The following is a 13,391-nucleotide window of genomic DNA, read 5'->3' on the forward strand; positions in this document are numbered from 1 at the left end:
GTTCTTTTATTATTTGTATATATTTAGCAATGATTAGCGTCGATGATGATCTTCATCTTTATATTGTGTGTAAATGACTTTAGCATCTCTATTAGGAAGATAGGTTGGGGCATTTAAGATAATAAATACGAAGAATACCATCAAGAAGAATAGTACCCAATGCGTAAACATCCCAACTACAGGAATAAACGCAATAAATGAACCAATCACACCTATTAACGGAATAACAGCCATAGGTTTAATCGTATTTTGACTATCAACGAGTAAAATAATTCCTACTATTAAATAGAGTAGCGCATTTAATAATAATGGTTGCCATGCAAAACTTAAGACGACGCTACCACCTAAAAATGGGATGCCGTAGAAAAATTCTGTAGCTAATAAAAAGAAACTTATAATTGCTAATGTTAATTTAATGCTTTTTTTCAAAATATATTCGCCTCCGATAACTTCATTAAAATAAGAAGTTAATCTAATATTAATCAATTGTACAAAGTAATCTATCCATATATTAATTACTATTAAATAGATAACAATCGTGTAAATTACTGTTAAGACATATCTCTATTATAATAGAAAAAAGAAAAAAGGGAAAAAATTTACCTAAAATGGTTGAAGTACCAAAATATTTCCAGTACAATACTAAAGTATGTGTTAGACAAGAACAGAAAAAGTTAAAGAAAAACCTTGATTTATCAATGTTTTTCATGTAACATATCTAATGTTGGACTTGAAGAAAGCGATGAAGCGAAAGGTTACTGACACACCCGGCCGCTTTGCCATGGCGCTGTGTAAGATAGTTTTCGTGGAGAAGTCTATCACTTAAATGTAGACGAATAAGGAGGGAAAATTATGGCAAAACAAAAAATCAGAATCAGATTAAAAGCTTATGATCACCGTGTAATTGATCAATCAGCAGAGAAAATTGTTGAAACTGCTAAACGTTCTGGTGCAGATGTTTCTGGACCAATTCCGTTACCAACTGAAAAATCAGTTTATACAATTATCCGTGCGGTTCATAAGTACAAAGATTCACGTGAACAATTCGAACAACGTACACATAAACGTTTAATCGACATTGTTAACCCAACACCAAAAACAGTTGATGCTTTAATGGGCTTAAACTTACCATCTGGTGTAGACATCGAAATTAAATTATAATAGAAAATTTTAGGAGGTGGACTTTCGATGACCAAAGGAATCTTAGGAAGAAAAATTGGGATGACACAAGTATTCGGAGAAAACGGTGAATTAATCCCAGTTACAGTAGTAGAAGCAAGTCAAAACGTAGTATTACAAAAGAAAACTGAAGAAGTTGATGGCTATAACGCTATCCAAGTAGGTTTTGATGATAAAAAAGCATATAAAAAAGATGCTAAATCAAATAAATATGCTAACAAACCAGCAGAAGGTCACGCTAAAAAGGCTGGCGCAACACCTAAGCGCTTCATTCGTGAATTCAGAAACGTTAATGTTGATGAATACGAAGTAGGTCAAGAAGTCTCAGTAGATACTTTTGAAGCTGGAGACATCATTGATGTAACAGGAACTTCAAAAGGTAAAGGTTTCCAAGGTGCAATTAAACGTCATGGCCAAGCACGCGGACCAATGGCCCACGGTTCTCATTTCCATAGAGCACCAGGTTCAGTAGGTATGGCTTCAGATGCTTCTAGAGTATTTAAAGGCCAAAAAATGCCTGGACGTATGGGTGGTAACACAGTTACTGTTCAAAACTTAGAAGTAGTTCAAGTTGATACAGATAACAATGTTATTTTAGTAAAAGGTAATGTACCTGGACCTAAAAAAGGTTTCGTAGAAATCCAAACTTCAATTAAAAAAGGTAATAAATAATAAGTAGCGAAAGGAGGAAAAAGCATAATGGCTAATTATGATGTATTAAAAGTAGACGGATCTAAATCAGGTTCTGTTGAATTAAGCGATTCAGTATTCGCTATTGAACCAAATAACAGTGTTCTTTTTGAAGCAATCAATTTACAACGTGCTTCATTACGCCAAGGAACTCACGCAGTTAAAAATCGTTCAGCTGTACGTGGTGGCGGACGTAAACCATGGAGACAAAAAGGTACAGGACGTGCGCGTCAAGGTACTATCCGTGCTCCACAATGGCGTGGTGGTGGTATCGTATTCGGACCAACACCAAGAAGCTATGCATATAAAATGCCTAAGAAAATGCGTCGTTTAGCATTACGTTCTGCATTATCTTTCAAAGTTCAAGAAAATAGTTTTACAGTTGTTGATGCTTTTGGTTTTGATGCTCCAAAAACAAAAGAATTCAAAAACGTATTAACTACACTTGAACAACCTAAAAAAGTATTAGTAGTTACTGAAAACGAAGATGTAAATGTTGAATTATCAGCACGTAACATCCCTGGTGTACAAGTAAGTACTGCTCAAGGCTTAAACGTGTTAGATATCACTAGCGCTGACAGTGTTATTATTACTGAATCAGCTGCGAAAAAAGTTGAGGAGGTGCTCGGATAATGGAAGCAAGAGATGTTCTTAAGCGCCCCGTAATCACTGAAAAATCTTCTGAAGCTATGGCTGAAGACAAATACACTTTTGACGTAGATACTCGTGCTAACAAAACACAAGTTAAAATTGCGGTTGAAGAAATTTTTGACGTTAAAGTTGAAAATGTTAACATCATCAACTACAAACCTAAGAAAAAACGTATGGGCCGTTACCAAGGCTATACAAACAAAAGAAGAAAAGCGATTGTTAAACTTAAAGAAGGTTCAATCGACTTATTCAACTAAAAAATAAAATATAATAAATTACCATTAAGGAGGTAAGCGACAATGGCTCTTAAAAAGTATAAGCCAATTACAAATGGTCGTCGTAATATGACTACTTTGGATTTCGCAGAAATTACGAAAACAACGCCTGAAAAGTCATTATTACAACCGCTACCGAAAAAAGCGGGTCGTAACAACCAAGGTAAATTGACTGTTCGTCATCATGGTGGAGGACATAAACGTCAATACCGTGTTATCGATTTCAAACGTAATAAAGATGGAATCACTGCTAAAGTTGATTCAATTCAATATGATCCAAACCGTTCAGCAAACATTGCATTATTAGTATATGCAGACGGTGAAAAACGCTACATTATCGCACCAAAAGGATTACAAGTAGGCCAAACAGTTGAAAGTGGTGCTGATGCAGATATCAAAGTTGGTAATGCATTACCATTACAAAACATTCCAGTTGGTACTGTAATTCACAATATCGAATTAAAACCTGGTAAAGGTGGACAATTAGCTCGTTCAGCGGGTGCAAGTTCACAAGTACTTGGTAAAGAAGGTAAATACGTATTAATCAGATTACGTTCTGGTGAAGTTCGTATGATCTTATCAACTTGCCGTGCTACAATCGGTCAAGTAGGTAACTTACAACATGAATTAGTTAACGTTGGTAAAGCCGGACGTTCTAGATGGAAAGGTATCCGTCCAACAGTCCGTGGTTCTGTAATGAACCCTAACGATCACCCACACGGTGGTGGTGAAGGACGTGCTCCAATCGGTAGACCTTCTCCAATGTCTCCATGGGGTAAACCAACTCTTGGTAAGAAAACACGTCGCGGTAAAAAATCATCAGATAAACTTATCGTTCGTGGACGTAAGAAAAAATAATAATAACTTATTTGGGTGTGCGGCGTAAAAGCTGCACGCACATAATAAGAAGGGAGGCGCCCAAATGGCTCGTAGTATTAAAAAAGGACCTTTCGTCGATGATCATTTAATGAAAAAAGTAGAAGCTCAAGACGGAAGTGAAAAGAAACAAGTAATCAAAACATGGTCACGTCGTTCTACAATTTTCCCAAACTTCATCGGTCATACTTTCGCAGTATACGATGGTCGTAAACATGTACCTGTTTATGTAACTGAGGATATGGTAGGTCACAAATTAGGTGAATTTGCTCCAACTCGTACATTTAAAGGACATGCTGCTGACGATAAAAAAACTAGAAGATAATAAATAGAAGTAGAGGAGGAAATCCTAATGGAAGCAAAAGCGGTTGCTAGAACAATCAGAATCGCACCTCGTAAAGTAAGATTAGTTCTTGACTTAATTAGAGGTAAAAATGCTGGAGAAGCTATTGCTATTTTAAAATTAACTAACAAAGCTTCATCACCAGTAATTGAAAAAGTATTAATGTCCGCTTTAGCAAATGCTGAACATAACTATGACATGAACACTGATGAATTAGTTGTTAAAGAAGCATATGCAAATGAAGGACCAACTTTAAAACGTTTCCGTCCACGTGCACAAGGCCGTGCAAGTGCAATTAACAAACGTACAAGCCACATTACAATCGTCGTAAGTGACGGTAAAGAAGAAGCTAAAGAAGCTTAATAATTACTTAAGGAGGGAATACTGTGGGTCAAAAAATTAATCCAATCGGACTTCGTGTCGGAATTATCCGTGATTGGGAAGCTAAATGGTATGCTGAAAAAGATTTCGCTTCTCTATTACACGAAGATTTAAGAATCCGTAAATTTATTGATAACGAATTAAAAGAAGCATCAGTTTCTCACGTTGATATTGAACGTGCTGCGAACCGTATTAATATTGCTATTCACACTGGTAAACCAGGTATGGTAATTGGTAAAGGCGGATCAGAAATTGAAAAACTTCGTAACAAATTAAACAACTTAACTGATAAAAAAGTACACATCAATGTTGTGGAAATCAAAAAAGTTGATATTGACGCTCGTTTAGTTGCTGAGAATATTGCACGTCAATTAGAAAACCGTGCTTCATTCCGTCGTGTACAAAAACAAGCTATTACAAGAGCTATGAAACTTGGTGCTAAAGGTATTAAAACTCAAGTATCAGGACGTTTAGGCGGAGCTGACATCGCTCGTGCTGAACAATATTCAGAAGGAACTGTTCCACTTCATACTTTACGTGCAGACATCGACTATGCACATGCTGAAGCTGACACTACTTATGGTAAATTAGGTGTTAAAGTATGGATCTATCGTGGTGAAGTTCTTCCTACTAAGAATACTAGTGAAGGAGGAAAATAAGAATGTTACTACCAAAACGTGTTAAATATCGTCGTCAACATCGTCCTAAAACAACTGGTCGTTCTAAAGGCGGTAACTATGTAACATTTGGTGAGTATGGATTACAAGCTACAACAACTTCTTGGATCACATCTCGTCAAATCGAATCTGCTCGTATTGCTATGACACGTTACATGAAACGTGGCGGGAAAGTTTGGATTAAAATCTTCCCTCATACACCATACACTAAAAAACCTTTAGAAGTACGTATGGGTGCTGGTAAAGGTGCCGTTGAAGGCTGGATCGCAGTTGTGAAACCAGGTAGAATTTTATTCGAAGTTGCTGGTGTATCTGAAGAAGTAGCTCGTGAAGCATTACGTTTAGCAAGTCACAAACTTCCAGTAAAAACTAAGTTTGTAAAACGTGAAGAATTGGGTGGTGAAACAAATGAAAGCTAAGGAAATTAGAGACTTAACCACTTCAGAAATCGAAGAACAAATCAAATCTTCAAAAGAAGAGCTTTTTAACCTACGCTTTCAGTTAGCTACAGGTCAATTAGAGGAAACTGCACGTATTCGTACAGTTAGAAAAACGATTGCACGTCTAAAAACTGTTGCTCGTGAAAGAGAAATCGAACAAAGCAAAGCTAATCAATAATCCATTTGAAAGAGGAGGTTACAAAAGTGAGTGAAAGAAACGATCGTAAAGTTTATGTAGGTAAAGTTGTTTCAGATAAAATGGACAAAACTATTACTGTATTAGTTGAAACTTACAAAACACACAAATTATACGGTAAACGTGTAAAATACTCTAAAAAATACAAAACTCATGATGAAAACAATTCAGCTAAATTAGGAGACACAGTTAAAATTCAAGAAACTCGTCCTTTATCAGCAACAAAACGTTTTCGTTTAGTAGAAATTGTTGAAGAGTCAGTTATTATTTAATACAAGATTAGAGATAAGGGAGGTTTAACTAATGATCCAACAAGAAACTCGTTTAAAAGTAGCGGACAACTCTGGTGCTCGTGAAGTTCTTACAATTAAAGTATTAGGTGGATCTGGACGCAAAACAGCGAACATTGGTGACATTATTGTATGTACTGTTAAAAATGCAACACCAGGTGGCGTTGTTAAAAAAGGCGATGTAGTCAAAGCTGTTGTTGTTAGAACTAAATCAGGCGTTCGCCGTAATGATGGTTCTTATATCAAATTTGATGAAAATGCATGTGTCATTATTCGTGATGACAAAGGCCCACGTGGTACTCGTATCTTTGGTCCTGTTGCTCGTGAATTACGTGATGGTAACTTCATGAAAATCGTATCATTAGCACCAGAAGTACTATAATTTATAAAAACCATATCATTTAAGGAGGTGCCCACATGCATATCAAAAAAGGTGACAACGTAAAAGTTATCGCAGGTAAAGACAAAGGTAAAGAAGGTAAAGTAGTTGCTACTGAACCTAAAAAAGACCGTGTCGTTGTGGAAGGTGTTAACGTTATTAAAAAACACCAAAAACCAACTCAATTAAATCCTGAAGGTGGAATCTTAGAAACAGAGGCAGCAATCCATGTTTCTAACGTACAATTATTAGACCCTAAAACAAATGAACCTACACGTGTTGGATACAAATTTGTAGACGGCAAAAAAGTTCGTATCGCTAAAAAATCTGGCGAAGAAATTAAATCTAATAATTAATAATTAGTCGAAAGGAGGATCCACTTTGAACCGTTTAAAAGAAAGATACAATACTGAAGTTACTGAAAACTTAGTGAAAAAATTCAACTATAGTTCTGTAATGGAAGTTCCAAAAATCGAAAAAATCGTTGTGAATATGGGTGTAGGTGACGCAGTTCAAAACTCTAAAGTATTAGATAATGCTGTAGAAGAATTAGAACTTATCACTGGTCAAAAACCATTAGTAACAAAAGCTAAAAAATCAGTTGCAACATTCCGTTTACGTGAAGGTATGCCAATCGGTGCGAAAGTTACACTTCGCGGAGAAAGAATGTATGAATTCTTAGACAAATTAATCGCAGTTTCATTACCTCGTGTACGTGACTTCCAAGGTGTTTCTAAAAAAGCATTTGATGGTCGCGGTAACTATACTCTAGGAATCAAAGAACAATTAATTTTCCCAGAAATCGATTATGATAAAGTAAGTAAAGTAAGAGGAATGGATATTGTTATCGTAACAACTGCTAACACTGACGAGGAAGCTCGTGAATTGTTAACAAACTTCGGTATGCCATTTCGTAAATAATCTCTAAAAGGAGGCTAATTAAGTGGCTAAAACTTCTATGGTTGCTAAGCAACAGAAAAAACAAAAATATGCAGTACGTGAATATACTCGTTGTGAACGTTGTGGTCGTCCACATTCTGTATATCGTAAATTTAAATTATGCCGTATTTGTTTCCGTGAATTAGCTTACAAAGGCCAAATCCCTGGCGTACGTAAAGCTAGCTGGTAATATATAAGAGTCTGAAAGGAGGCAACAATCAATGACAATGACAGATCCAATCGCAGATATGCTTACTCGTGTAAGAAACGCAAACATGGTGCGTCACGAAAAGTTAGAATTACCTGCATCTAACATTAAAAAACAAATTGCTGAAATCTTAAAAAATGAAGGTTTCATTAAAAACGTAGAATTCGTTGAAGACGATAAACAAGGTGTTATTCGTTTATTCTTAAAATATGGTCAAAACAATGAACGTGTTATCACAGGATTAAAACGTATCTCTAAACCAGGTTTACGTGTTTATGCTAAAGCAAACGAAGTACCTAAAGTATTAAATGGTTTAGGTATTGCATTAGTTTCAACTTCTGAAGGTGTCATCACTGACAAAGAAGCTAGAAAACGTAACGTTGGCGGAGAAATTATCGCATACGTTTGGTAATAATAAATAAGGAGGTGCCATAACATGAGTCGTGTTGGTAAGAAAATTATTGACATCCCTAGCGACGTTACAGTAACTTTTGATGGTCAAACAGCTACTGTAAAAGGTCCTAAAGGTGAATTAACTAGAACTTTTAATGAAAGAATGACTTTCAAACAAGAAGAAAACACAATTGAAGTTGTAAGACCTACTGATTCTAAAGATGATAGAACAGTTCATGGTACAACTCGTGCTTTATTAAATAATATGGTACAAGGTGTTTCTCAAGGTTTCGAAAAAACTCTTGAACTTGTAGGTGTAGGTTACCGTGCTCAAATGCAAGGTAATGACTTAGTATTAAACGTTGGTTATTCTCATCCTGTTGAAATTAAAGCTGAAGATGGCATTACTTTCGCAGTAGAGAAAAACACAACTGTAAGAGTATCTGGCGTTTCTAAAGAACAAGTTGGAGCTATTGCTTCAAACATCCGTTCAGTAAGACCTCCAGAACCTTATAAAGGAAAAGGTATCCGTTACCAAGGTGAATACGTTCGCCGTAAAGAAGGTAAAACTGGTAAATAATAGATAACTCTCTTAAGAAAGGAGTAATAAAATGATCAGTAAAATTGATAAAAACAAAGTGCGTTTGAAAAGACATGCTCGTGTGCGTACTAAATTATCAGGTACAGCTGAAAAACCACGTTTAAATGTTTATCGTTCAAACAAACATATTTATGCTCAAATCATCGATGATGTTAAAGGCGAAACTTTAGTTCAAGCATCATCTAAAGATAAAGATATCGCTAGCGAATCTACTACAAAAGTTGATTTATCTACAAAAGTTGGCGAAACAATTGCTAAAAAAGCAACTGACAAAGGTATTAAAGAAATCGTATTTGATCGTGGCGGTTACTTATATCATGGTCGTGTTAAAGCATTAGCAGAAGCTGCTAGAGAAAGCGGATTAGAATTTTAATTTAAAGGAGGGACAAATACATGGCTCGTAGAGAAGAAGAAACGAAAGAATTTGAAGAACGCGTTGTTACAATCAATCGTGTTGCGAAAGTTGTAAAAGGTGGACGTCGTTTCCGTTTCACTGCATTAGTAGTAGTTGGAGACAAAAATGGTCGTGTAGGTTTCGGTACTGGTAAAGCTCAAGAGGTACCAGAAGCTATCAAAAAAGCTGTTGAAGCAGCTAAAAAAGATTTAGTAGTCGTTCCACGTGTTGAAGGAACTACTCCACACATTATCACTGGTCGTTATGGTTCAGGTAGCGTATTCATGAAACCAGCTGCACCTGGTACAGGAGTTATCGCTGGTGGCCCAGTACGTGCCGTATTAGAATTAGCAGGTATCACTGATATCTTAAGTAAATCATTAGGTTCAAACACACCTATTAACATGGTACGTGCTACACTAAATGGTTTACAAAACCTTAAAAACGCTGAAGAAGTTGCTAAATTACGTGGCAAATCAGTAGAAGAATTATATAATTAAGGAGGGAAAATAAATAATGGCTAAATTACAAATTACCCTCACTCGTAGTGTTATTGGTCGTCCTGAAACACAACGTAAAACTGTTGAAGCTTTAGGTCTTAAAAAGACTAACAGTTCAGTAGTTGTTGAAGATAACCCTGCAATCCGTGGGCAAATCAACAAAGTTAAACATTTATTAACAGTTGAAGAAAAATAATTAAGGAGGTGCCTATAAAATGAAATTACATGAGTTAAAAGCAGCTGAAGGTTCACGTAAAGTACGTAACCGTGTTGGTCGTGGCGCTGGTACTGGTAACGGTAAAACTAGTGGCCGTGGTCAAAAAGGTCAAAAAGCACGTTCAGGTGGTGGCGTAAGACCAGGTTTTGAAGGTGGACAATTACCTTTATTCCGTCGTTTACCAAAACGAGGTTTCACTAACATCAACCGTAAAGAATATGCTATTGTTAACTTAGACCAACTTAATAAATTTGAAGATGGTACTGAAGTAACTCCAGTTTTATTAGTTGAAACTGGTGTAGTTAAGAATGAAAAATCTGGTATTAAAGTACTAGGTAACGGTTCACTTGATAAAAAATTGACAGTGAAAGCTCATAAATTCTCAGCTTCAGCAGTAGAAGCAATTGATGCTAAAGGTGGAGCACACGAGGTGATCTAATGTTTCAAACGCTTGTGAGCTTCTTTAAAACTAAAGAAGTTCGTAACAAGATTTTCTTTACTTTAGCAATGTTAGTAATATTCAAAATAGGGACTTATATTCCGGCTCCTGGTGTAAACCCAGAGCCTTTTGAACAACAAAGTTCTGATCAAGGTGTCGCTGCTCTTCTTAATACGTTTGGTGGCGGAGCCTTAAAGAACTTTTCTATATTTGCAATGGGCATTATGCCTTATATCACCGCATCTATCGTAATGCAATTATTACAGATGGATATTGTTCCGAAATTCTCAGAATGGGCGAAACAAGGTGAAGTAGGTAAAAGAAAACTTAGCAATGTAACACGTTATTTCGCTATCATTTTGGCTTTTATACAGTCAATTGGTATGGCTTTTCAATTCAATAATTATCTAGGTGGTAAATTGATTGTTAATCAATCTATCATGAGTTATTTATTGATAGCCGTTGTTTTAACAGCTGGAACAGCATTTCTAATTTGGCTTGGTGACCAAATCACTCAATTTGGTGTAGGTAATGGTATTTCTATCATTATCTTTGCAGGTATCTTATCTACGTTACCATCATCTATCGGACAGTTTGTACAACAAGCGTTCGTTGGTAATGATGATACAACGTTAGCATGGCTTAAAGTTATAGGCTTAATAGTAGGTTTAATTTTACTTACTGTTGGTGCTATCTATGTACTTGAAGCTAAACGTAAGATTCCTATTCAATATGCGAAGAAACAATCTGCCCAAAGATTAGGTTCACAAGCAACTTATCTACCTTTAAAAGTAAACTCAGCAGGGGTTATTCCAGTAATCTTTGCGATGGCATTCTTCTTATTGCCAAGAACATTAACATTGTTCTTCCCGAAAGCTGATCGGGCGCAAACAATTTCTGAATATGCTAACCCTTCAAACACTTACGGCATGATAGTTTATGTAATTCTAATTATTGCATTCACATATTTCTATGCCTTTGTTCAAGTTAACCCTGAAAAAATGGCAGATAACTTGAAGAAACAAGGTAGTTATGTACCAGGTATCAGACCTGGAGATCAAACAAAAAAATATATTACTAAAGTACTTTATCGCTTAACTTTTGTAGGCTCTATTTTCTTAGCCGTTATTGCTATATTACCTATATTGGCTACTAAGTTTATGAGTTTACCTCAATCAATTCAGATTGGTGGTACTAGCTTATTAATCGTAATAGGTGTAGCAATCGAAACTATGAAATCACTTGAAGCTCAAGTGAGTCAGAAAGAATATAAAGGCTTTGGTGGTAGATAATTTGTAGGAGGGCAATTTATGAATATCATTTTAATGGGTTTACCTGGCGCAGGTAAAGGAACTCAAGCGAGTGAAATTGTTAAGAAATTCCCAATACCACATATATCTACTGGTGACATGTTCAGAAAAGCGATTAAAGATGAAACAGATTTAGGAAAAGAAGCTAAATCTTACATGGATCGTGGAGAATTAGTCCCTGATGAAGTTACTGTAGGTATCGTTAAAGAAAGAATTTCTGAAGACGATGCAAAAAAAGGATTCTTATTAGACGGTTTCCCTAGAACTATCGATCAAGCTGAGGCATTAAATGAAATTATGTCTGAGCTTGGCAGAAACATTGATGCTGTTATCAACATTGAAGTTCCTGAGGAAGAATTAATGAATCGTCTTACAGGTCGTCGTATTTGTGAAAAATGTGGTACGACTTATCATCTTGTATTTAATCCTCCAAAGGTTGATGGTATTTGTGATATCGATGGTGGAAAACTTTATCAACGTGAAGATGATAATCCAGAAACAGTATCTAACCGTTTAAGTGTAAATGTTAAACAATCTAAGCCTATATTAGAATATTACGACAATAAAGGCGTATTGAATAACATTGATGGCGCAAAAGATATTGACGAAGTAACCAAAGATGTCATTGATATCTTAAATCATTTAAAATAGATCAACTTTATACGGTCTATGAAAAAGTGAATTTTAACTAGGTTTCTCTGGCAAGAATTAATTTTCTGAGTGCCGAATAACGATAAATAATTCCCGCATTTTGTTAAACTTATAATAACTAGTCACTATATTAGATTCGTATCGTTGAAGTTGTCTATTGACGATTACCTTACTATTGTAAAAAGGGGGAAGTTAATCAATGGCGAAACAAGATGTAATTGAATTAGAAGGTACAGTATTAGATACTTTACCAAATGCTATGTTTAAAGTAGAATTAGAAAATGGTCATGAAATTTTAGCTCACGTAAGTGGTAAGATCAGAATGAACTATATTCGAATTCTACCTGGCGACAAAGTAACTGTAGAAATGTCTCCGTATGATTTATCACGCGGTAGAATTACTTATCGTTATAAATAATCGTCACTCCATAATATAGGGAGGTATAAAAATGAAAGTAAGACCATCAGTTAAACCAATTTGCGAAAAATGTAAAGTCATTAAACGTAAAGGTAAAGTAATGGTAATTTGTGACAATCCTAAGCACAAACAAAGACAAGGATAATAAAAGAGAGGTGTAAATATATGGCACGTATTGCAGGAGTAGATATTCCACGTGAAAAACGCGTTGTTATTTCATTAACATACGTATACGGTATCGGTACTTCAACAGCTAAGAAAATCGTTGAAGAAGCTAACGTTGCAGCTGATACTCGTGTAAAAGATTTAACAGATGACGAATTAGGTCGTATCCGTGAAGTTGTAGACAGTTACAAAGTTGAAGGTGACTTACGTCGTGAACAAAACTTAAACATCAAACGTTTAATGGAAATTTCATCATACCGTGGTATCCGTCACCGTCGTGGCTTACCAGTTCGCGGTCAAAAAACTAAAAACAACGCACGTACTCGTAAAGGCCCAGTTAAAACTGTAGCTAACAAGAAAAAATAATAGGTAAAGGAGGCAAAATATAAATGGCTCGTAAACAAGTATCTCGTAAACGTAGAGTTAAAAAGAATATTGAAAATGGTGTAGCTCACATCCGTTCAACATTCAACAATACAATCGTAACTATCACTGATGAATTTGGTAATGCTTTATCTTGGTCATCAGCAGGTGCATTAGGTTTTAAAGGTTCTAAAAAATCAACACCATTCGCAGCGCAAATGGCTTCTGAAACTGCTTCAAAAACAGCAATGGAACATGGATTAAAAACTGTAGAAGTAACAGTTAAAGGACCTGGACCTGGTCGTGAATCAGCTATTCGTGCTTTACAATCAGCTGGTTTAGAAGTAACTGCAATCAGAGACGTTACTCCAGTACCACATAACGGTTGTCGTCCACCAAAACGTCGTCGCGTCTAA

28 protein-coding genes are annotated in these 13,391 nt (G+C 35.8%); 27 read left to right on the forward strand and 1 reads right to left on the reverse strand.

Annotation, left to right across the window (positions count from 1 at the left end; genetic code table 11):
* Positions 1-33 precede the first annotated feature (33 nt).
* Positions 34-429, reverse strand: coding sequence for a hypothetical protein (locus FH144_RS05865; protein WP_242314364.1), 396 nt, complete (start codon positions 427-429; stop codon positions 34-36).
* A gap of 423 nt (positions 430-852) precedes the next feature.
* Between FH144_RS05865 and rpsJ the strand changes: the two genes are divergently transcribed.
* The 27 genes from rpsJ to rpsK all read left to right on the forward strand — a co-directional run bounded on the left by rpsJ (position 853) and on the right by rpsK (position 13,391).
* Positions 853-1,161 (forward strand): 30S ribosomal protein S10, encoded by a 309-nt coding sequence (gene rpsJ / locus FH144_RS05870; protein ID WP_001118667.1) that lies wholly within the window; start codon positions 853-855, stop codon positions 1,159-1,161.
* Positions 1,162-1,188: 27 nt separating this feature from the next.
* Positions 1,189-1,851 (forward strand): 50S ribosomal protein L3, encoded by a 663-nt coding sequence (gene rplC, locus FH144_RS05875; RefSeq protein ID WP_103166938.1) that lies wholly within the window; start codon positions 1,189-1,191, stop codon positions 1,849-1,851.
* A gap of 27 nt (positions 1,852-1,878) precedes the next feature.
* Complete coding sequence (rplD, locus tag FH144_RS05880; RefSeq protein ID WP_103166937.1) at positions 1,879-2,502, forward strand: 50S ribosomal protein L4; 624 nt, start codon at positions 1,879-1,881, stop codon at positions 2,500-2,502.
* Positions 2,502-2,777: a 50S ribosomal protein L23 gene (rplW, locus tag FH144_RS05885; RefSeq protein ID WP_103166936.1), complete on the forward strand. Its 276-nt coding sequence runs from the start codon at positions 2,502-2,504 to the stop codon at positions 2,775-2,777. The genes rplD and rplW overlap by 1 nt, the downstream gene beginning before the upstream one ends.
* Before the next feature lie 42 nt (positions 2,778-2,819).
* Positions 2,820-3,653, forward strand: a complete 834-nt coding sequence (gene rplB, locus FH144_RS05890) for a 50S ribosomal protein L2 (protein ID WP_107506621.1) — start codon at positions 2,820-2,822, stop codon at positions 3,651-3,653.
* 64 nt (positions 3,654-3,717) lie between these two features.
* Positions 3,718-3,996: a 30S ribosomal protein S19 gene (rpsS, locus tag FH144_RS05895; RefSeq protein ID WP_001829710.1), complete on the forward strand. Its 279-nt coding sequence runs from the start codon at positions 3,718-3,720 to the stop codon at positions 3,994-3,996.
* Positions 3,997-4,023: 27 nt separating this feature from the next.
* Positions 4,024-4,377 (forward strand): 50S ribosomal protein L22, encoded by a 354-nt coding sequence (rplV, locus tag FH144_RS05900; RefSeq protein WP_001829734.1) that lies wholly within the window; start codon positions 4,024-4,026, stop codon positions 4,375-4,377.
* 23 nt (positions 4,378-4,400) lie between these two features.
* Positions 4,401-5,054: a 30S ribosomal protein S3 gene (gene rpsC / locus FH144_RS05905; protein WP_103166934.1), complete on the forward strand. Its 654-nt coding sequence runs from the start codon at positions 4,401-4,403 to the stop codon at positions 5,052-5,054.
* 2 nt (positions 5,055-5,056) lie between these two features.
* Positions 5,057-5,491: a 50S ribosomal protein L16 gene (gene rplP / locus FH144_RS05910; RefSeq protein ID WP_002432945.1), complete on the forward strand. Its 435-nt coding sequence runs from the start codon at positions 5,057-5,059 to the stop codon at positions 5,489-5,491.
* Positions 5,481-5,690, forward strand: coding sequence for a 50S ribosomal protein L29 (rpmC, locus tag FH144_RS05915; RefSeq protein ID WP_000644737.1), 210 nt, complete (start codon positions 5,481-5,483; stop codon positions 5,688-5,690). Before rplP ends, rpmC begins: the two co-directional genes overlap by 11 nt.
* 26 nt (positions 5,691-5,716) lie before the next feature.
* Positions 5,717-5,980 (forward strand): 30S ribosomal protein S17, encoded by a 264-nt coding sequence (gene rpsQ, locus FH144_RS05920; protein WP_103166933.1) that lies wholly within the window; start codon positions 5,717-5,719, stop codon positions 5,978-5,980.
* Between the two features lie 31 nt (positions 5,981-6,011).
* The gene (gene rplN / locus FH144_RS05925; RefSeq protein WP_103166932.1) at positions 6,012-6,380 is read left to right on the forward strand and encodes a 50S ribosomal protein L14; all 369 of its coding nucleotides are present in this window, start codon (positions 6,012-6,014) and stop codon (positions 6,378-6,380) included.
* A 35-nt stretch (positions 6,381-6,415) separates the two neighbouring features.
* Positions 6,416-6,733, forward strand: coding sequence for a 50S ribosomal protein L24 (rplX, locus tag FH144_RS05930; protein ID WP_103166931.1), 318 nt, complete (start codon positions 6,416-6,418; stop codon positions 6,731-6,733).
* 25 nt (positions 6,734-6,758) lie between these two features.
* Positions 6,759-7,298 (forward strand): 50S ribosomal protein L5, encoded by a 540-nt coding sequence (gene rplE, locus FH144_RS05935; protein ID WP_103166930.1) that lies wholly within the window; start codon positions 6,759-6,761, stop codon positions 7,296-7,298.
* A 22-nt stretch (positions 7,299-7,320) separates the two neighbouring features.
* Positions 7,321-7,506 (forward strand): type Z 30S ribosomal protein S14, encoded by a 186-nt coding sequence (locus FH144_RS05940; RefSeq protein WP_001140799.1) that lies wholly within the window; start codon positions 7,321-7,323, stop codon positions 7,504-7,506.
* A 31-nt stretch (positions 7,507-7,537) separates the two neighbouring features.
* Positions 7,538-7,936: a 30S ribosomal protein S8 gene (gene rpsH, locus FH144_RS05945; protein WP_103166929.1), complete on the forward strand. Its 399-nt coding sequence runs from the start codon at positions 7,538-7,540 to the stop codon at positions 7,934-7,936.
* Positions 7,937-7,960: 24 nt separating this feature from the next.
* Entirely contained in the window at positions 7,961-8,497 is a 537-nt protein-coding gene (gene rplF / locus FH144_RS05950; RefSeq protein ID WP_103166928.1) for a 50S ribosomal protein L6, read from the forward strand.
* 31 nt (positions 8,498-8,528) lie between these two features.
* Positions 8,529-8,891: a 50S ribosomal protein L18 gene (rplR, locus tag FH144_RS05955; RefSeq protein ID WP_103166927.1), complete on the forward strand. Its 363-nt coding sequence runs from the start codon at positions 8,529-8,531 to the stop codon at positions 8,889-8,891.
* 20 nt (positions 8,892-8,911) lie between these two features.
* On the forward strand, positions 8,912-9,412 hold the full coding sequence (gene rpsE / locus FH144_RS05960; RefSeq protein ID WP_103166926.1) for a 30S ribosomal protein S5: 501 nt from the start codon (positions 8,912-8,914) through the stop codon (positions 9,410-9,412).
* Between the two features lie 16 nt (positions 9,413-9,428).
* Positions 9,429-9,608, forward strand: a complete 180-nt coding sequence (rpmD, locus tag FH144_RS05965) for a 50S ribosomal protein L30 (RefSeq protein WP_001096576.1) — start codon at positions 9,429-9,431, stop codon at positions 9,606-9,608.
* Positions 9,609-9,627: 19 nt separating this feature from the next.
* Positions 9,628-10,068, forward strand: a complete 441-nt coding sequence (gene rplO / locus FH144_RS05970) for a 50S ribosomal protein L15 (RefSeq protein WP_242314366.1) — start codon at positions 9,628-9,630, stop codon at positions 10,066-10,068.
* Entirely contained in the window at positions 10,068-11,360 is a 1,293-nt protein-coding gene (secY, locus tag FH144_RS05975; RefSeq protein ID WP_242314368.1) for a preprotein translocase subunit SecY, read from the forward strand. Before rplO ends, secY begins: the two co-directional genes overlap by 1 nt.
* Positions 11,361-11,378: 18 nt before the next feature.
* Complete coding sequence (locus FH144_RS05980) at positions 11,379-12,029, forward strand: adenylate kinase (protein ID WP_107505551.1); 651 nt, start codon at positions 11,379-11,381, stop codon at positions 12,027-12,029.
* A 199-nt stretch (positions 12,030-12,228) separates the two neighbouring features.
* On the forward strand, positions 12,229-12,447 hold the full coding sequence (gene infA, locus FH144_RS05985) for a translation initiation factor IF-1 (protein WP_001829792.1): 219 nt from the start codon (positions 12,229-12,231) through the stop codon (positions 12,445-12,447).
* Positions 12,448-12,478: 31 nt separating this feature from the next.
* On the forward strand, positions 12,479-12,592 hold the full coding sequence (rpmJ, locus tag FH144_RS05990; RefSeq protein WP_001829709.1) for a 50S ribosomal protein L36: 114 nt from the start codon (positions 12,479-12,481) through the stop codon (positions 12,590-12,592).
* Positions 12,593-12,612: 20 nt separating this feature from the next.
* Positions 12,613-12,978: a 30S ribosomal protein S13 gene (gene rpsM, locus FH144_RS05995; protein ID WP_103166922.1), complete on the forward strand. Its 366-nt coding sequence runs from the start codon at positions 12,613-12,615 to the stop codon at positions 12,976-12,978.
* A 23-nt stretch (positions 12,979-13,001) separates the two neighbouring features.
* Positions 13,002-13,391: a 30S ribosomal protein S11 gene (gene rpsK / locus FH144_RS06000; protein ID WP_001829725.1), complete on the forward strand. Its 390-nt coding sequence runs from the start codon at positions 13,002-13,004 to the stop codon at positions 13,389-13,391.

Origin of the sequence: Staphylococcus sp. acrmy (assembly GCF_022690565.1) — a bacterium.
GTDB lineage: Bacteria > Bacillota > Bacilli > Staphylococcales > Staphylococcaceae > Staphylococcus > Staphylococcus caledonicus.